At 69.7% G+C, this 18353-nt stretch carries 16 protein-coding genes; 11 read left to right on the forward strand and 5 right to left on the reverse strand.

Going from position 1 to position 18353, the window contains the following annotated elements:
* Window positions 1-195, forward strand: coding sequence for a hypothetical protein (locus AC16DP_RS23290; RefSeq protein WP_043392229.1), 195 nt, complete (start codon window positions 1-3; stop codon window positions 193-195).
* A complete protein-coding gene (locus AC16DP_RS23295) occupies window positions 192-3146 on the forward strand; it encodes an ATP-binding protein (protein ID WP_329726666.1) in 2955 nt (984 codons plus the stop codon). Before AC16DP_RS23290 ends, AC16DP_RS23295 begins: the two co-directional genes overlap by 4 nt.
* Here the strand turns inward: AC16DP_RS23295 and AC16DP_RS23300 are convergent.
* The gene (locus AC16DP_RS23300; protein ID WP_329726665.1) at window positions 3100-4068 is read right to left on the reverse strand and encodes a hypothetical protein; all 969 of its coding nucleotides are present in this window, start codon (window positions 4066-4068) and stop codon (window positions 3100-3102) included. The genes AC16DP_RS23295 and AC16DP_RS23300 overlap by 47 nt on opposite strands.
* Before the next feature lie 171 nt (window positions 4069-4239).
* On the opposite strand from AC16DP_RS23300, the gene AC16DP_RS23305 reads away from it, so the two are divergent.
* Window positions 4240-5607, forward strand: a complete 1368-nt coding sequence (locus AC16DP_RS23305) for a sigma-54-dependent transcriptional regulator (RefSeq protein ID WP_329726664.1) — start codon at window positions 4240-4242, stop codon at window positions 5605-5607.
* A gap of 5 nt (window positions 5608-5612) precedes the next feature.
* On the opposite strand, the gene AC16DP_RS23310 is transcribed toward AC16DP_RS23305, so the two are convergent.
* Window positions 5613-6566 carry a MauE/DoxX family redox-associated membrane protein gene (locus AC16DP_RS23310; RefSeq protein WP_329726663.1) on the reverse strand — a complete coding sequence of 318 codons (954 nt, stop codon included), beginning with the start codon at window positions 6564-6566 and terminating at the stop codon, window positions 5613-5615.
* Between the two features lie 255 nt (window positions 6567-6821).
* Between AC16DP_RS23310 and AC16DP_RS23315 the strand changes: the two genes are divergently transcribed.
* From AC16DP_RS23315 to AC16DP_RS23335, 5 genes are all read left to right on the forward strand, one after another.
* Window positions 6822-8729 (forward strand): two-component system sensor histidine kinase NtrB, encoded by a 1908-nt coding sequence (locus tag AC16DP_RS23315; protein WP_329726662.1) that lies wholly within the window; start codon window positions 6822-6824, stop codon window positions 8727-8729.
* Window positions 8730-9000: 271 nt separating this feature from the next.
* The gene (locus AC16DP_RS23320) at window positions 9001-9552 is read left to right on the forward strand and encodes an acetyl-coenzyme A synthetase N-terminal domain-containing protein (RefSeq protein WP_329726661.1); all 552 of its coding nucleotides are present in this window, start codon (window positions 9001-9003) and stop codon (window positions 9550-9552) included.
* A complete protein-coding gene (locus tag AC16DP_RS23325) occupies window positions 9545-9730 on the forward strand; it encodes a hypothetical protein (RefSeq protein WP_329726660.1) in 186 nt (61 codons plus the stop codon). The genes AC16DP_RS23320 and AC16DP_RS23325 overlap by 8 nt, the downstream gene beginning before the upstream one ends.
* A 26-nt stretch (window positions 9731-9756) precedes the next feature.
* Window positions 9757-10035: a DUF485 domain-containing protein gene (locus AC16DP_RS23330; RefSeq protein ID WP_329726659.1), complete on the forward strand. Its 279-nt coding sequence runs from the start codon at window positions 9757-9759 to the stop codon at window positions 10033-10035.
* A 16-nt stretch (window positions 10036-10051) separates the two neighbouring features.
* Entirely contained in the window at window positions 10052-11677 is a 1626-nt protein-coding gene (locus tag AC16DP_RS23335) for a sodium:solute symporter family transporter (RefSeq protein WP_329726658.1), read from the forward strand.
* Window positions 11678-11744: 67 nt separating this feature from the next.
* Here AC16DP_RS23335 and AC16DP_RS23340 read toward each other — a convergent pair whose 3' ends face one another.
* Complete coding sequence (locus tag AC16DP_RS23340; protein ID WP_329726657.1) at window positions 11745-12140, reverse strand: RidA family protein; 396 nt, start codon at window positions 12138-12140, stop codon at window positions 11745-11747.
* A 151-nt stretch (window positions 12141-12291) separates the two neighbouring features.
* Here AC16DP_RS23340 and AC16DP_RS23345 point away from each other — a divergent pair, with 151 nt between their 5' ends.
* Window positions 12292-12600: a hypothetical protein gene (locus tag AC16DP_RS23345; RefSeq protein WP_329726656.1), complete on the forward strand. Its 309-nt coding sequence runs from the start codon at window positions 12292-12294 to the stop codon at window positions 12598-12600.
* 19 nt (window positions 12601-12619) lie between these two features.
* A complete protein-coding gene (locus tag AC16DP_RS23350) occupies window positions 12620-13219 on the forward strand; it encodes an RNA methyltransferase (protein WP_329726655.1) in 600 nt (199 codons plus the stop codon).
* 1 nt (window position 13220) lies between these two features.
* On the opposite strand, the gene AC16DP_RS23355 is transcribed toward AC16DP_RS23350, so the two are convergent.
* Window positions 13221-14411, reverse strand: coding sequence for a GNAT family N-acetyltransferase (locus AC16DP_RS23355; RefSeq protein ID WP_329726654.1), 1191 nt, complete (start codon window positions 14409-14411; stop codon window positions 13221-13223).
* Window positions 14412-14593: 182 nt separating this feature from the next.
* Between AC16DP_RS23355 and htpG the strand changes: the two genes are divergently transcribed.
* Window positions 14594-16624 carry a molecular chaperone HtpG gene (gene htpG, locus AC16DP_RS23360; protein WP_329726653.1) on the forward strand — a complete coding sequence of 677 codons (2031 nt, stop codon included), beginning with the start codon at window positions 14594-14596 and terminating at the stop codon, window positions 16622-16624.
* Window positions 16625-16704: 80 nt separating this feature from the next.
* Here htpG and AC16DP_RS23365 read toward each other — a convergent pair whose 3' ends face one another.
* Window positions 16705-17997, reverse strand: coding sequence for a hypothetical protein (locus AC16DP_RS23365; RefSeq protein WP_329726652.1), 1293 nt, complete (start codon window positions 17995-17997; stop codon window positions 16705-16707).
* Window positions 17998-18353: the final 356 nt, after the last annotated feature.

The raw sequence follows: 18353 nt of genomic DNA on the forward strand, positions 1-18353 counted from the left end.
ATGAAGCCCTCGTCCGGGCCGGGCGGACAGCCCGTCATGCTCTCGCTGTTCGTCTTCGCCGTGGCGGCGCTGCTCTTCGGCTCGCCACTGCGCCACCTGTGGCTGCGCGAGGGCGCCTCCTGGTACCAGCCCTTCGCCGTGTGGCTCGGCGTCATCGTGCTCGGCGCCTGGGCCGCGCGCCGGAGCGCGCCATGACGTTCGAGCTGGGCACCCTCGTCATCGCCTCGCTGACGTACCTGCTGGTGCTCTTCCTCATCGCCTACGCCGCCGAGCGCGGGCGCATCCCCTCGCGCATCACCCAGCACCCGCTCGCCTACGCGCTGGCGCTCGGCGTGTACGCCACCTCCTGGTCCTACTTCGGCAGCGTGGGCTACGCCTCGCAGCACGGCTTCCGCTACCTGGCCATCTACCTGGGCGCCACCCTCTCCTGCCTGCTCGTCCCGGTGCTGTGGCGTCCGCTGCTCGAGCTCACCCGGCAGTTGCGGCTCACCTCGCTGGCGGACCTCTTCGCCTTCCGCTACCCGGGCCAGGCCACCGGCACCGCGGTGACGTTGGCGCTGCTGGCCGGCACCCTGCCCTACCTGGCCCTCCAGGTGCGCGCCGTCGTCGAGTCCGCGCGCGTCCTCAGTCCCCCGGCCTCGGCCACCACGGTGGGCCTGGGCTTCTGCGCCATCTCCCTCGTCTTCTCCGTCCTCTTCGGCGCCCGCTACGTCACCCCGCGCGAGCGCCACGAGGGCCTCGCGCTGGCCATCGCCTTCGAGTCCCTGGTGAAGGGGGTGGCGCTGGTGCTCGTGGGCGCCTGGGCGGTGGTCTCCGTCTTCGGCGGCCCGGGAGGCCTCCAGGCCTGGCTGGACGCACACCCCGAGGCCCTGCGCGCCATGCAGCAGCCCGCGCGCGAGCAGTCCTGGGCGCCGATGCTCGTCATCTCCTGCGCCGCCGCCTTCCTCATGCCCCGCCAGTACCACGTGGCCTTCACGGAGAGCCCCGAGCGCGACACCCTCTCCACCGCTGCGTGGGCCTTCCCGCTGCTGCTGCTGTTGATGAACATGGCCGTGCCGCTCGTCCTCTGGGCGGGCCGCGAGCTGGGCCTGCCGGGGCCCGCGGACTTCCACGTGCTCGCCGTGCCCGCGGCCCGGGGGGCGCCCGCACTCGCGATGCTGGCCTTCCTCGGGGGCATCTCCGCCTCCAGCGCCATGGTCATCGTCACCACCCTGGCCATGGCGCCCATGTGCCTCACGCACCTGGTGCTGCCGCTGGGCTACGCGCGCTCGCCGGGCAACCTGTACCGCCGGCTCCTCTGGGCCCGGCGCGTCCTCATCGCCGCCATCATCCTCGCGGGCTACGCCTTCTACGTGCACCTGGACCGGCGCGCCTCGGGGCTGGTGGACCTGGGGCTCGTCGCCTTCGTCGGCGTGGCGCAGTTCATCCCCGGCCTGCTGGGCCTGCTCTTCTGGCCCCGGGCCACGCGCGTGGGCTTCCTCTCGGGCCTCGCCGCCGGCACCACGCTCTGGGCCCTGCTGCTGCTCGTGCCGCTGTGGAGTGGCTTCGGCCTGCCGCCCTGGGCGCGGGAGCTGGAGACGCTCCTGGGCTTCACCCCCGGCGAGCCGTGGAGCTTCGTCACCTTCACCTCCCTCACCCTCAACGCGCTGGCCTTCGTGGGGCTCTCGCTGGCCACGCGCCCCTCGCCCGAGGAGGCCGAGGCGGCGAGGCTGTGCGCGCGCGAGGCGCCCTCGTTGGCCGCGGGCAGCGTGACGGCCGGCTCTCCGGACGAGTTCCGCCGCCAGCTCGCCCCCGTGCTGGGGCCGCAGGCCGCCACCGCCGAGTTGGACCGGGCCCTGCGCGAGCTCGGCCTGTCCGAGGGCGAGCGCCGCCCCGCAGAGCTGCGCCGGTTGAGGGATCAGATTGAGCGCAACCTGTCCGGCCTGCTCGGCCCGGTGCTGGCGCGGCTGGCGGTGAGCGAGGCGCTGCAGGTGGACCCGCGGGCCCGCACGGCGCTGGCCGAACAGTTGCGCTTCGTGGAGGAGCGGCTGCGCGACGCACGGGGCATGACGGGCCCGGTGCGCGAGCTGGAGGCGGTGCGGCGCTACCTGCAGCGCATCCTCGAGGAGCTGCCGGTGGGCGCCTGCGCGCTGGGGCCGGACCAGGACGTGGTCATCTGGAACGAGGCACTGGAGCGGCTGTCCGGCCTGCGCTCGGAGGAGGTGCGGGGCCAGACGCTGGCGCACCTGCCGGAGCCGTGGGGCGGGCTGCTCGCCGGCTTCGCCTCGGGGCCGGACGCGGGCGCCGAGACACAGGTGAGGCTGGACGGGCGGGAGCGCATCCTCCGGCTGCACCGCTCGCTGGCCACGCCCTCGGAGACGCCCCGGGAGGAGCCCGAGCAACTGAAGGGCGCGGTGCTGCTGGTGGAGGACCTGACGGAGCGCAAGGCGATGGACGCGCGGCTGGCGCACCAGGACCGGCTGGCCTCGGTGGGACGAGTGGCCGCGGGCGTGGCGCATGAGATCGGCAACCCGCTGACGGCCATCACCAGCGTGGCGCAGAACCTGCGCTACGAGGAGGACCCGGCGGAGATCCGCGAGCGGGTGCAGCTCATCCTCCAGCAGGCGCGGCGCATCGACGCCATCGTGCGGGCGCTCGTCACCTTCAGCCACGCGGGGGTGACGGGGGGCCACGGCGTGCCCGTCACCCGCGTGCCCCTGGCGCCGCTGCTGACGGAAGCCGCGCAGCTCTCACGCCTGGGCCGCAAGGACGCGGACGTGCGGTGCGTGAGCCACTGCCCCGAGGGCCTGGAGGTGGTGGGCAACACGCAGCGGCTGGAGCAGGTCTTCGTGAACCTCATCACCAACGCCATCGACGCCTCGCCGCGAGGCGGACAGGTGGAGCTGTTCGCCGGAGAGGATGGCGAGCGGGTGCGGGTGCGCGTGGTGGACCAGGGCCACGGGATTCCCCCCGAGCTGGCGCAGCGCATCTTCGAGCCCTTCTTCACCACCAAGCAGCCGGGAGAGGGCACGGGGCTGGGGCTCGCGCTGGTGTCCAGCATCGTCCGGGAGCACGGCGGCACGCTGGAGGTGGACAGTCAGCCCGGAGCCGGCACCACCTTCACCGTGACCCTTCCGAAGGCGATGAGCCAGCGGGCGATGGCATAGTGGGCACCGCGCGCCGCGGCGCCGGAGGCGGCTCGCGCCAGAAGCGCACCACGAACCACAGACACACGACGAAGGCCACCAGGTTGAGGAGCCCCCCGGCACGGGAGGACCTCGGAAAGAGCCTGGGCGGAGGACCCGGGCGCGTCGCGCTGGCCCCGGGCGAGCCCAGCCTCGGCAGCTTCAAGCGCTCGCGCTGGGTCGCCCCCACGTCATGCACCGAGCGCACGGCCTGCCGCGCATAGCGCCACGCGCCCCTGCGCGTATAGCCGTACTCCCCGGGCGCCTCGGGCTTCCACCGGGCATCGCCACTGCGCACCCAGAGATTCACCGAGCGCTCGCTCAGCTCGCGCAGGGCCTCGAGGACCTGACCGGATTGCCACGTGCGCAGGGGAGCCTGGGCCTCGGCCTGGAGCCGTTGCTGGTGGAAGGCCTGGAGCTCCGCCGGGGCCGCGTGCAGCAGGCTCGCCATGGACGAGGCCCCGCCGAACTGGTCCCCCGTGCCGGGAAGATCGTTCGTCGTCACCACCTTGCCGCTGGCGTCCTGGCTCACCAGCACCGTGCGCTCGACGGAGTCCGTGGCGGCTCGCGTGGCCACCACCGCCCCGAGCGTGGTGCCGTCCGGAGAGAGCCACAGGGAGAAATCGGCCTGGGGAGCCTCTCCCGGGGGCACCTTCTGGCAGAAGCCCTCGAAGCGCCAGCCCAGCGCGGCGAAGGCCTCGTGGGTCGCACCGAGGTAGGGCCGGGCCTCCGGTGGCGGCGAGTCCCCCGGCACGGGACGCATGAAGTCATCCACGGCCAGCCGGGCGCTACGCACCTGCCGCCAGGCGATTCTCATCGTCAGCAACTGCCATCCGCCCACGAGCGCCGACAGCAGCACCACCAGGTGCACCGCCACCACGAACACGCCTTCGAGCAATCCCATGACATGCCCCCCTGCCACTCCGATTGCGGCTGCAACAGCTGACGGCAACGTACCAGGACAGGCAGGCGGACCCGCCATGACGCATCTCGTCATCCCACCTGGGAAGTGGACAAGGGACGGGGGCACGGGACTAGCCTGAGGGGCAGGTCTTCCGGGGGTTTCGAGCACCGCATGAGCCGCATCCTGGTCATCGAGGACGAGCCCATCATCCGCACGGAGTTGCGGCGGCTGCTGACTCGCGCGGGGCATGAAGTGTCCGAGGCCGGCGCGGTGCACGAGGCGGAGACGGACTCCGCGCTGGACACGTTCGAGCTCATCCTGAGCGACCTGCGGCTGCCGGGAGCTCCGGGAACGGACGTCATCGCCAAGGCGCCGGGAGTGCCGGTGCTCATCATGACCAGCTACGCCACGGTGCGCTCGGCGGTGGAGGCCATGAAGCTGGGGGCGGTGGACTACATCGCCAAGCCCTTCGATCACGACGAGCTGCTGTTGCAGGTGGAGCGCGTGCTGCGCGAGGGGCGGCTGACGCGGCAGAACGCGGCGCTCAAGCGCGAGGTGGAGCGCGTGTACGCGGTGGGCGGAATCGTGGGCCACTGCGCGGCGATGCGGGACGTGTTCGATCGCATCCGGAAGGTGGCGGCCTCGCCGGCCACGGTGCTGGTGCTGGGCGAGTCGGGCACGGGCAAGGAGCTGGCGGCGCGGGCCATCCACGCGCAGAGCCCGCGGCACGACGGGCCGTTGGTGGCCGTCAACTGCGCCGCCATTCCCGAGAGCCTGTTGGAGTCCGAGCTGTTCGGCCACGAGAAGGGCGCCTTCACGGGAGCGCAGGCGGCGCACGCGGGCCTGGTGGAGAGCGCGGATGGAGGCACGCTCTTCCTCGACGAGATTGGCGAGTTGCCCCCACCCGCGCAGGCGCGCCTGTTGCGGATGCTGCAGGACGGAGAGGTGCGGCGGGTGGGCGCCACGCGCTCGCGCAAGGTGGACGCGCGCATCATCGCGGCCACGCACCGGGACTTGCCCAAGCGCGTGCAGGAGGGCTCCTTCCGGCAGGACCTCTACTTCCGCCTGCGCGTGGTGGAGATCAAACTGCCGCCCCTGCGCGAGCGCGGAGAGGACGTGCCGGCGCTCGCGAAGCACCTGCTGGAGAAGGCGTGCCAGCGATTGAACCGGCCGCCCGCGACGTTCTCGCCCGATGCGCTGGTGGCCATCACCTCGCACCCCTGGCCCGGCAACGTGCGCGAGCTGGAGAACGCCATCGAGCGCGCCGTCATCCTCGCGGATGGCCCGGTCATCACGCCCGGACTGCTCTCGCTGGAGCCCGGCGGAAGTAGCGCCTTCGAGACGCACGAGTTGCCGGAGGCGGGGCTGGCCCTCGAGGGCAGCGCCTCCCCGGACTCGCTGGAGGAGTACTTCCGCCGCTTCGTGCTGGAGCACCAGGACAAGCTGGGCGAGACGGAGCTGGCACGCCGGCTGGGCATCAGCCGCAAGGCATTGTGGGAGCGGCGTCAGCGGCTCGGCATTCCACGCACCCGCGCGTGAGCCAGTCATGGCTCCTTCGCACCCACTGCCGGCGACTCATACTCCTCGAACTGCGTACTCAGGTACATCCTCGTCAGGAGGTATCCCTGGATGATGCCCGCCACGAAGAAGTAGACAATGATGGCCTGTGCGAAGGACGTCGCCAGACCTTCGACTTGATCACCCGCTTGCAGTGAGAGCGCCCTGCCGAGCTCGGCGGAGATGTTCCTCACGAACCCGCCAATGGCGTGGAACTCGATCAATCCAACACCCACGAGGGTCTTCGTCAGCCAGTCCGACACGACCTCGATATTGGAATTCGGGCGGTGCGTGCCCCACCGGACCGCATCCAGGGTCACCCTCGGTACACCAAAGAGGAATCCGACGAGTGCGCCGGTGGCAAGACACATCAGGCCCCAGAATCCAGCCGTCTCGGAAGCCCAACGCGAGGCCCAGATGCCCACGAACCCGGCGGTATTCGCCGCGAGCATCACCCCCGCGACCATGAGCGGTGGTCCCGGACGTCGGGGTTCCCGCCGGCGCGTCAACACCGCCTCCAGGGCTTGAGCCGGTCCCATCGCCGCCGACTCCCGCGACCGCCACAGATGCAGGGCGAACAAGACCAGCATGACATTGTTTGGCACGACCGTGACGCGCCAGAGATTGCGCCAGGCCACGCTGCCCGGAATGGCCGAGTCATTGGCCAGGATGTTGTAGACCGCGGGAACAAAGAGCCCCAGCAGCACGAGCGACGCCAGGGCCGCCCACCTGCGAGTACTGGGAAGCAGGATCAAGATTCCAATGACCACCTCGGCCATGCCCGTCGAGATGGCAACGAAGGTCTTGAAGGGAATGAAGTCGGGAATCTGCGCTTCCGCCAGCTCTCGGAAGGCGAAGTGGGTGGAGCCGAAGAACAGCCATTCCACGGAGAGCACGAGAATGGCCACCTGGGACACACGGGGTGTTTCTTGCTCGGGCATGGGGCCACCCTCCGGGATTTCCCAGCGGGGCTCAACACACCCCTCGCATCAACTGTCGGGCATACCATCGGGCACACAGCCCCACCCGAAGTGTGCTCTGTCCAACACGTTCCGGAGCCGGGACGCTCCGTGTTGGTGGGCCATCAACGTCCGCCCGGGTGAAAGACCCGCCCCTGGCACCCCGCGGAAGGCAGGCGTGCTCTCCTGATTCCCGATGTCTCCGGACGCCGGGGAATTCACGGGGGGTCCCTACCCATGCCCATCACGTCGACCATGGAAGCCCGGCTGCATGCGGACAGGCCGTCGCAGCCCTCCCTGCCCTCGGTGTCACGCCGGGGTCTGTGGGCCTGGGTCATGACACGGCTCGATGCGTGCCTCTCGGAGCCGCTGCGCCAGGGCTCTCCCGTGGAGCTCAGCCGGGGCCGGTTGCTGGTGGGCGTCCTTGGCATGCTGCTGCTGTTCGACCTGCACGTCCTCGTCTTCTTCTTCCGGGTGAAGCCGGACCCGTTGCCCTCCAGCCTCGTCGAGCTCACGTGCCTGGTGCTCTTCTCCGCGACGCTCTGGAGGCTGCGCCGGGCCCACTCGCTCCAGGGGCCGGCCCTGCTCCTGTGCTCCCTCGTGACGGCCGCCATCGGCGCCGAGTCCCTGCGGACCGGCTCGCAGGCCGTGGCCGTGAACGTCATGGCCATGCTGGTGCCCATGTTGACCGTGTACCTGGTGGGGGTGCGCTGGGGCTTGTTCTTCACCCTGCTCACCGCCGTGAACATCGGCCTCGTCCACCCGTACTTCTTCCCGCCGCCCAGGAGCACGGCGCTGAACCTCTATTCCGCGCTCTTCCTCCTGTGTGGCTGGCTGGTGAGCTGGATGTTCCTCGCCTCGCGTGACGAGGCGGTCGCGGCGCTCGAGCAGGCGCTGCGGACGCTGCGCGAGAGCGAGGAGAAGCTCCTCAGCCTCGTGGAGAGCACGGATGATCCGGTGTGCTCGCTCGACGTGTGGGGCCGGGTCCTCACCCTCAACCAGGCGGGGACGGACCTGTGCCGCCAGCTCTTCGGAGCGGCCCCCCTCCCGGGCAGCTCCCTCTTCGATGCGCTCCCTCCCGAGCAGCGGTCCGTCTGGAAGGAGCGGACCCGGCGGACGCTCGGCGGGGAGCACATCCGCGTCCAGCTGAAGCTCACGCTGGAGGGCCGGCCCCGGGTGATGGACATCAACCTCAGCCCCCTGCTCGGGGCCGAGCGGCGCCCGGTGGGGATGACGATCTTCGGGCGGGACATCACCGCGCTCAAGGAGGCCGAGGCCCGGCTGGGCGAGCTGCACCGCGGCCTGCTGGACGTGTCACGCCATGCGGGCATGGCGGAGATGGCCAACGGCATCCTCCACAACGTGGGCAACACGCTCAACAGCGTGAGTGTGTCCTCGGGGCTGCTCGTCCATCGGCTGCGGAAGCTGAAGATGTCCGGCGTGGCCCGGGCCTCGGCGCTGCTGCGCGAGCAGGCACAGGACCTGGCCTCCTTCTTCACCCGGGACCCACGGGGCCAGCAGTTCCCCCAGTACCTGGAGGTGCTCTCCCAGCACCTCACCACCGAGCAGGAGGCACTGCTGGCCGAGGCGCGGACGCTCGAGCAGAGCGTGGAGCACATCAAGGCCGTGGTCAGCATGCAGCAGGCCCACGCGCGCGTGACGGGCGTGGAGGAGGTGGTGTCGGTGCCTCAGTTGATCGACGACGCGGTGCGCCTGCACAGCGCGTCCTTCGAGCAGGCGGGCATCCAGGTGCGGACCGACTACGCCTCGCGGCTGCCTCCGGTGAGGGTGGATCGGCACAAGCTGCTGCAGATCCTCGTCAACCTGGTGAGCAACGCCCGGCACGCGGTGCTCGACAGCCGCAAGCCCGACAAACGCATCTGCCTCCGGGTGGAGCGGAGTCCCGAGGGGCGGCTGCGCATCCAGGTGGACGACAACGGCGTGGGAATCCTCGCGGAGAACATGCCGCGCATCTTCACGCAGGGCTTCACCACGAAGGAGGACGGGCATGGCTTCGGCCTGCACATCAGCGCGCTGGCGGCCGAGGAGATGGGCGGCTCGCTCACGTGCGCGAGCGCGGGCCCCGGCCAGGGGGCCACCTTCACCATCGAGCTCCCCTTCCAGGGAGGGGAGCCCCAGGCCTGAGGCCGTCAGCGCGAGCGGCGGCCCGGCTTCTCCGGCACCACCCAGAAGTAGAGGGTGCGCCCATCGGCCTCGATGGGCAATGCGCCCCGGGGCCACGGCCGTTACCGGGTGCTCGGCGGGGCGCCAACGGAGCGGGGGGCGGGTGTTACCCGCGTTACCTCGGGGACGGAGACGTTACCTTTCGAAACGTTCGACGCGGCGTGGCAGGCGCCAAGCGCCCGAGAACATTCATGCTGTGGGCTGGAATGAGCGTTGCTCATGGAGGCCCGCGATGATCTACGCACCCAAGGAAGGCTTCGGCAGGACCGCTCGCATCCAGAGCATGGAGGACTACCAGCGCCTCTACCGCAAGAGCATCGAGCGGCCCGAGGAGTTCTGGGGCGAGATGGCCCAGGCGCTCACCTGGTTCCACCCGCCGGAGATGGTGTTGGACGCGGACCCGGACCAGGTGGACTTCTCCTGGTTCGGCGGAGGCCGGCTCAACGCCTGCTACAACGCGGTGGACCGGCACGTGCGCACGCGGCCCGGCAGGCCCGCCATCATCTGGGCGAAGAACGAGCCGGGGCAGTACGAGCTCATCACCTGGAGGGTCCTGAAGCACAACGTGGGGCGCGTGGCCAACGTGCTCAAGGCGCACGGGGTGAAGAAGGGAGACCGGGTCTGCATCTACCTGCCCATGGTGCCGGAGCTGGCCTACACCATGCTGGCGTGCGCGCGCATCGGCGCGGTGCAGACCAAGGCCATCAGCGACGAGGCGGTGGAGCGCCTCTCGCAGGTGCGGTCCGTGGGACGGGTACTACTGGATTACGGGCCGCGTGGATGACGTGCTCAACGTCTCCGGCCTGCCCAAGACGCGCTCCGGGAAGATCCTCCGCCGCATGCTGCGGAAGATCGCCTGCGGTGAGACGCAGGACCTGGGCGACACCTCCACCCTCGCCGAGCCCACCGTGCTCGACGAGCTGCTCCAACAACAGTCCCAACTGCAGTCCCAGCGCTGCTGACCATCTCCCGAGGAGAACCCCGACCCATGTCCCAGAAAACCAAGGCCGAAGAGCTCGAAGCCCTGGCGGCGACGCGCTGGCGCGTGGCCGCCGTGCTCACCGCGGCCATGCTGATTTCCTATTTCGGTTTCATCCTGCTCGTCGCGTTCGACAAGCCCCTGATGGGCAAGCAGCTCGTCCCGGGGTTGTCGCTCGGCATCCTGCTCGGCGCACTGGTCATCGCCTCGGCCTGGGTGTTCACCGGCATCTACGTGATGTGGGCGAACAACCGCTACGACAAGGCCCTCCACCAGTTCCGCCGCTGAATCAGGAGCCACGCGAATGAATCCCCAACAGGCACAAACCACGATTGGCCAGCCGAACACCACGGCCATCCTCTTCTTCCTGGCCTTCGTGGGCCTCACGCTCGCCATCACGTACTGGGCGGCGCGCAAGACGAAGACGACCTCCGAGTTCTTCGCCGCCGGTGGAGGCGTCACCGGTCTGCAGAACGGCTTCGCGCTCGCCGGTGACTTCATGAGCGCCGCGAGCTTCCTGGGCATCGCCGGCCTGGTGGCGCTCTCCGGCTTCGACGGCCTCATCTACTCGGTGGGCTGGCTGGTGGGCTGGCCGGTGGTGACGTTCCTCATCGCCGAGCCCCTGCGCAACCTGGGCAAGTACACCTTCGCGGACGTGGTGGCCTACCGGCTGAAGCAGACGCCGGTGCGCATCTCCGCCGCGCTGGGCACCCTGACGGTGGTGGCCTTCTACCTCATCGCGCAGATGGTGGGCGCCGGCAACCTCATCCGCATGATGTTCGGCCTGTCCTACGAGGCGGCCGTGATGATCGTGGGCGTGGTGATGATCCTCTACGTGCTCTTCGGCGGGATGATCGCCACCACGTGGGTGCAGATCGTCAAGGCGGTGCTGCTGCTGGGCGGCGCGACGGCGCTGGCGGTGATGGTGCTGGCGAAGTTCGGCTACAGCCCGCTGGCGCTCTTCCAGGAGGCGGTCAACCAGTACGGCCCGGAGGTGCTGGCGCCGGGCAAGCTGGTGACGAACCCGCTGGAGGCGGTGTCGCTGGGCCTGGCGCTGATGTTCGGCACGGCGGGCCTGCCGCACATCCTCATGCGCTTCTACACGGTGCCCAACGCGAAGGCGGCGCGCAGCTCGGTGTTCTACGCCACGGGCCTCATCGGCTACTTCTACCTGGTGACGTTCATCCTCGGCTTCGGCGCGTCGGTGCTGCTGGGCCGCGGGGCGATTACGGGTGTGGACAAGGGCGGCAACATGGCGGCGCCCATGCTGGCCGAGGCGGTGGGTGGAACGCCCTTCCTGGGCTTCATCTCGGCGGTGGCCTTCGCCACGATTCTGGCGGTGGTGGCGGGACTGACGCTGTCGGGCGCGGCGGCGCTGTCGCACGACCTGTGGACGCATGTGGTGCGCAAGGGCAAGTCGCCCGAGCACGAGCAGCTCCGGGTGGCGCGGCTGGCGAGCCTGGGCCTGGGGATTCTCGCCATCCTGCTGGGCATCCTCTTCAAGGGGCAGAACGTGGCCTTCATGGTGGGCCTGGCGTTCGCGATCGCGGCGAGCGCCAACTTCCCGGCGCTGCTGCTGTCCATGTCGTGGAAGGGCTTCACCACGCGAGGGGCGGTGGCCAGCATGGTGACGGGCACGTTGAGCGCGGTGCTGCTCATCTTCCTGTCGCCCACGGTGCAGGTGGACCTGCTGGGCAACAAGGAGGCGATCTTCCCGCTGAAGAACCCGGGCATCATCACCATGCCGCTGTCCTTCCTGGTGGGCTGGTTGGTGTCGCTGCTCTCCCCCGAGCACGAGGCCTCCAGCCGCTACGCCGAGGTGAAGCACCGCATGCACGTGGGCGCCGAGGCGGATGCACCCGAGCATCCGGCCCCCGGCACGACCGCGGCGGCCACGCCCGTGACGACGCCGAGCACGCAGACCACCTGAGCGCCCTGCCCTGCCCTCCCCTGCCCTCCCTCTCCCTCTGGGAGAGGGTCGGGGTGAGGGTCTTCCCTCAAGTGGGCGGAACCACCGCGATGCAATCGATCTCCACCCGCGCGCCCTTGGGCAGGCCCGCCACCTGCACGGTGGTGCGCGCGGGGGGAGTCCCCTGGAAGTAGCGGCCATACACCTCGTTCATCTCGGCGAAATCAGCCATGTCGACGAGGAACACGCCACACCGGACGACGTGGGAGAAGTCCAGGCCACCGGCCGCGAGCACCTCCCGCAGGTTGTCCATGGCCCGAGCCGTCTGGACCTTGACGCTGCCCTGGACGAGCTCGCCGGTGGTGGGGTCGATGGGCGTCTGACCGGAGAGGAAGACCATCCTCCCGAGGCCCACCTCGACGGCCTGCGAGTAGGGACCAATGGCCTTCGGGGCCTTGTCGGAGTGCAGCGTCTTGCGAGCCATGGAGACCTCCAGGAGGGCCTGTCTACCACGCGGCCTCGGAGGGTGGACCGCGTTCAATACAAGACGCCCACGCGTATCCGCCCGTGGGAGGACAGGAGCCCGGGAGCATGCTCGGCGTTCCACCCCCCTGCACCCAGCAAGGAGTCCTGTCATGAGCGTACGCACGATGTTCCTGGCCCTCTCCACCACGGCGCTGCTCGGCTGTGCCAGCACCCCGGCCGCGGGCACGCGGACGGAGGCCCGGAGCGGCGAGACGGAAGCGAAGATGTGCAGCTGCGACCACAAGGCGCAGGAGGGCGCGCAGACCACGGAGGGCCATGCCGCCGGGTGTAGCTGCCCGCACTGCGGACACGCCAGGAGCGGGGAGGCCCAGGGCACGGAGGGCGAGGCGGCCACCTGTGGCTGCGCGCACGAGCACGAGGAGCAGGGCCGCGCCCACCACGAAGGCCACCAGGGCTGAGAGCGAGGCACGCCCCCACGTGGTCCGCACCGAGCACGACGCACTGGAGCTCATCCGCACGAAGCGCATCATCACCGAGGTGCCGGCCCTGGGGATGAGCTCGCTCGTCGAGGCCGTGGCCGGAGGAGAGGTGCACGGCAGCTGGCGCCACCACGCCAAGGGCCGGCTCATGTACCGGCTCGGCCGGATGCTGAGGGCCTCGGACGAGGTGCTCGCGGTGCGGCTGGTGGAGGGCAAGGTGGCCTTCGTGGACCCGGTGCTGTGGGCGGTGGTGTACCGCGTGGCCATGGAGCCCTCGCGCCGCCGCCGCTCGCTGGAGGGGCTGTCCGCCCAGGCCCGCGCCCTGCTGACGGCGGTGGAGCGGGACAAGGAGGTGCGCCTGGAGAAGAACAGCGAGTGGACGAAGGGACGCGAGGCCCTGGAGGAGCGGCTGCTCGTGCACGTCTCCGAGGCGGAGACGGAGGAGGGCCGCCACGTGACCGTCCTGCGCTCCTGGAGGGACTGGGTCTCGCCCACGGTGAAGGAGGCCGCCGAGTCCCTCGGCTATGAGGATGCGCTCGCCCGGCTGCGCGAGGCGTGCGGTGGAGCCCCGGCGGGGCTCGGCCCGTGGGTGCCCTGACTCAGTACATGTCGGGCATGGCGGGCGGCGGGCTGGAGAAGATGGCCGTGGCCGTGCGCAGGGCGGACTCATCGGCCTCGAGCGCCCCGGTGCTCAGGAGGGCCAGGGGCGAGAGGAAGCCGCTGTAGAGCGGAGCGAGCGCCCGGACGTGCAGCTTCACATCCCCATCCCCGCCCGGGCGCACCTCGGCCTCGCCGTTCTCCACCTCGAGCACGAAGCGGCCGCGGTTCTCCGGGAAGAGGTCATCGTCCACCTCCAGGTGCAGGGCCCCCGAGAGCCCGGCCGGGTAGCCACGGGCCTGGAGCGCGGCGGGCACGTCCAGCAGCCGCAGCATCCAATGGAGGAGGTGCTTCACCTCGTACGTCTGCTCGCGCAGCAGGAAGAGCAGAGGGTCCGCCGGTCCGCCGCGCCACACCACCTCCTGGGCCATGGAGCGGTGGTCGCCGAGGAAGCTCAGCAGCCGCCGGCCCGCGGCGGGGGTGAGCGCGACGATGTCGGGGAGGTTCAACTCCTGCCACATGCCCTGGGAGACGACCCGCCGCGTGAGATAGACATAGCCCTCGATACCGGCGCTGCCCTCCACGAGGTAGCCATAGGCGGTCTCCCCCTTGGGATGGGTGACGCGGCTCCAGGTATAGGCCGAGCGGTCGATCCACCCCTGCTGCCGCTGCGCATGGCGGCGGTAGACATCGCGGAGGGCCGGCATGTCGGCCTCCGTCACCGGCCGCAGGGCCAGGGTGCGCTCCTGGAAGTCGAGCCCATGGAGCTGCACGCGGATTTCATGGCGTGAGCCGGCCTGCTCGAAGCCCACGCGCCGGTAGAGCGGCTGGGTGGCGGGGTAGAGGCTGGCGAGGGGAGCGCCCTGGCTTCGCAGCTCCCGGAGGGCCGTGCGCATGAGCCGGGTGGCCGTGCCCTGGCCGCGGCGCTCGGGGGCCACGCCCACGCCGCCGATGCCCACCATGGGCACCCGGCGCCCGTTGAACCACTGCCCCATGGGGATGAGGACGATGGTGGCGGCCACCGAGCCCCCCTCGCGCAGCACGCGCAGCCAGGCCTCTCCGGCCTCGACCTTCTGCTGCCAGCCCCGGGCGTCCTCGGGGGTGAGGGCGAAGGACTGGGCGCGGATGTCCTCCGCCTGGGTGTGCTCCCGCTCGCCCTGGGGCGGGCCAAAGTCCGGCGCCGTCGTGTCCACGCTGTCCTCCCGGAGTCCGAGGCGGCGCAGCCTAGGAGGTGGGCGGGCAGGCGCGCCAGGGCCTCCTCCGCCGCCGCCCCCCGAGCGATCCTCCCCGGGAAACCGTCTTCGCCGCTGGACAACCCGTCTTCCATGGTTACAGGGAGGGCGATCGCGCCCCGCGATGGGCGCCCGGAGGAGACATGTCCGTCGACACCCAGCGGGAAACCCACAAGTTCCAGGCGGAGATCAACCAGCTCCTGAACCTGGTCATCAACTCCCTCTACAGCCACAAGGAGATCTTCCTGCGCGAGCTCGTCTCGAACGCGTCGGACGCGTTGGACAAGCTGCGCTTCCGCTCCGTCACGGAGCCCGAGCTGCTCGAGGGGGCCTCCGAGCTGGAGATCCGCCTGATTCCGGACGCGGAGAAGGGCACGCTGACCATCGAGGACACCGGCATCGGCATGACGCGGGACGAGCTGGTGAAGAACCTGGGCACCATCGCGCACTCGGGCTCGCGCGAGTTCCTGGAGCTGGTGGCGCAGCGGGGCCAGAAGGACGTGAACCTGATTGGCCAGTTCGGCGTGGGCTTCTACAGCGCCTATCTGGTGGCGGACCACGTCGAGGTGGTGAGCCGGGCGGCGGGCAAGAACCCGGCGGCCTGGAAGTGGGCCTCGGACGCGAAGGGCTCCTTCACGGTGGAGCCGGCCGAGCGCGCCACGCGCGGCACCTCCATCACGCTGCACCTGAAGGAGGACCAGAAGGAGTTCCTGGACGAGTGGCGTATGCGCTCGCTGGTGACGCAGTACTCGGACTACGTGAGCCACCCCATCAAGCTCCAGGTGAAGAAGACCACGGGCGAGGGGGACGAGAAGAAGACGGAGACGAAGCTCGAGGTGGTGAACAAGGCGAGCGCGCTGTGGCAGCGCTCGAAGAGTGAGATCACCGACGAGCAGTACCAGGAGTTCTACAAGCACCTGACGCACGACTGGGAGGCGCCGCTGGCGTGGACGCACTTCCGGACCGAGGGCAACCAGGTCTTCACGGGACTGCTCTTCCTGCCGAAGAACCCGCCATTCGACTTGAACACGCCGCAGCAGCGAGGGGTGCGGCTGTTCGTGAAGCGGGTGCTCATCATGGACCGGTGCGAGGAGATGCTGCCGCAGTGGCTGCGCTTCGTGCGGGGCGTGGTGGACTCGGACGACCTGCCGCTGAACGTGTCGCGCGAGCTGCTGCAGGACTCGGCGGTGGTGCAGGCCATCCGCAAGCACGTGACGAAGAAGACGTTGGACATGCTGGAGAAGCTGGCCAAGGACAAGCCGGAGGACTACCGGACGTTCTGGAAGAGCTTCGGCACGGTGCTGAAGGAGGGGCTGGCGATCGAGACCGAGCACCGCGAGAAGCTGGGGGCGCTGGTGCGCTACGAGAGCTCGCGGGAGGAGGGACTCACCTCGCTGGCGGACTACGTGTCGAGGATGAAGGAGGGCCAGAAGGCCATCTATTACATCTTCGGCGAGACGAGGAAGGCGGTGGTGGACTCGCCGCACCTGGAGGCGCTGAAGAAGCGCGGGTACGAAGTGCTGTACATGACGGACCCGGTGGACGAGTGGGCGACGCAGGGGCTGAGGGAGTTCCAGGACAAGCCGCTGGTGTCGGCGATGCACGCGGACCTGAAGCTGGAGGAGACGGAGGAGGAGAAGCGCGAGAAGGAGCAGCGCGCGAAGGGGCTGGGGCCGCTGGCGGACCGGATGAAGGAGGTGCTCAAGGAGCACGTGCGCGAGGTGCGGGTATCGGACCGGCTCACGGACTCGCCGTGCTGCCTGGTGGTGCCCGAGGGCGGCTCGCACGCCTACGTGGAGCGGCTGCTGCGTGAGCGGGGCCGGAGCGTACCGCGCGTGAAGCGGATTCTGGAGGTGAATCCCTCGCACCCCATCGTCGAGCACCTGAAGGCGCTGCAGGAGAAGGAGCCGGCCTCGCCGCAGGTGACGGAGTGGGTGGAGCTGCTCTACGACCAGGCGCTGCTCACCGAGGGCAGCAGCGTGGAGGATCCGAACCGCTTCGCGCGGCGGATGACGGCGCTGATGACGCAGCTGGCGGCGCACTCGCCGGTGAAGGGCACGCACACGCCCGCGGGCGCGGTGGCCGCCGGCCCCGAGACGCCGACGTCGGAGGCGAAGCCCACGGAGGGGGCCGCGGTGGCCGCGGGTCCCGAGACGCCCGTCCGGCCCAACTGAGCAACGGGACGGTGTAGCAAAGCAAAGGGGCGAGGCGAACAAGCCTCGCCCCTTTTTAATCAAGGGATTGCGCCCACTTGCTACGGGAGCAGCACTTGGAGGCCCACGCCACCGGGGCCAATGCTGAGCGAAGCAGAGCCCGGCGCCTTGGTCTCCGACGGCTTATCGATGAACCACAGAGCGGCACCGACTCCGATGAGGCCGACTCCCACCGCGCCGCTCACCAGAGCCTGCGTGCGATTGCGCTCGATGTCACTGCGCAAGCGCGCAACCTCGTCCCTGAGACTGGGGTCCGGAGCAGCACCATTCTCGTAAAACTTCGCGAGCTCATCATGGGCAGTGCCGCCCTGGCTGGCGAAGATGGCGGCCAACACCCCCCCGCCAACCAAGCCCACTCCCGCCGAGGCAATGCCTACCGGCGTCTTCCATGTCCGGACCGCCTTTACCCGCACCGTCGTACGCACCCCACCCGCAGCCGGTTGGAGGGTGTACTCGCCCGCCTCAGCTGGCGTCCACTCAGCGATGTACGTGCCCTTCTCCGTCTCCTTCTCCTTCAGGGTCAGTGCTGTCGAAGCCCCGCCGTCGCTGCGCGCCACCGTGAAGTCCAGCTGCCCTGGAGCGGGCTGTGTACAAGCCTCACGCATTTCCAACCGGGCCTCCACCGCCACCTTCTCCGAAACCTTGAACTCAGCGCCCTGCGCCGGTTTCTGGAGACTCAGCGAGTAGCAGTCCACGCACCCCTTCATCGTGCACAGCTGCTGCTCCTTGCATCCCGGGGAGCACTCCGGAACCACCTTCACCCGCACCGTCGCGCTCAACCCCCCCACCGGGTAGGCCACCTGGATGAGGTAGTCCCCCGCCTTGGTTGGCGTCCACACCGTGCTGAACTTGCCCTTCTCAGCCGCCTCCTTCTGGGCCAGCGTCGTCGACGCCTCATCACCGCCGCGCGCCACCGTGAAGACCAGTTGCTGAGGCTCCGAAGGGTGGTTCTGTACCCCCTTGCGCAGCACCAACAGGGCCTCCACCAACACCTCCCCGCCGGACACCACGCTGTCCTGCGCGGGCTTCTCGATGCGCAACTCCGAGTAGCGCTTCGCGCCAAGCAGATGGGGACGCATCTGCTTGCTCAGCTCTCCAACTGCGATGGGGGTGAAGACCTTCGGGGCGCGTTTCTTGGGATCCTTCGGTGTGGAGAGTTCCTTGTCGCCCGTCAGTTTCTGGCGGTACAGCACCTCCCCCCCAGCACTGACGACAACGCCCTCGATGCTGGTGATCTCCTTCTTGCCGACAGTGAGGGTGACGAGCACGGCCCGGTTGGCGCCGCTGCTTGTAGCCAGCTCGCCGAGACAGCTCTCGCGGTTCTGCTCGCTCACACAGCCCGCCTTCCCCCGAGGCGGCAACATACGCACCTCGTCGGGGGACACCACCTCCGCAACACTGGCCTGCACCGCACTGGCGCACGCCCCTTGGAGGCTCTTGATGTCACTGGGAGTAGGTTTGACGCCCGCCTCCCCTGTGACGATACAGGGATGGAGCACAACGGACTCCGGCTTCGGCTGGCCCCAGGCCAGCGGGGAGAGCAGGAGCGTGATGACGAGCAAAGGGGAAGAGCGAACAGGAATGGAGCGGCTCACGGAGTGGCCCTCATGGATGCTTGAGGCGAGACTGTCACCGGAGTGCGGACCGGGTGGACGGATGGAGGCTGCGTAGACCGCCTCTACCATGCTAT

This window comes from Archangium sp. (genome assembly GCF_057119385.1).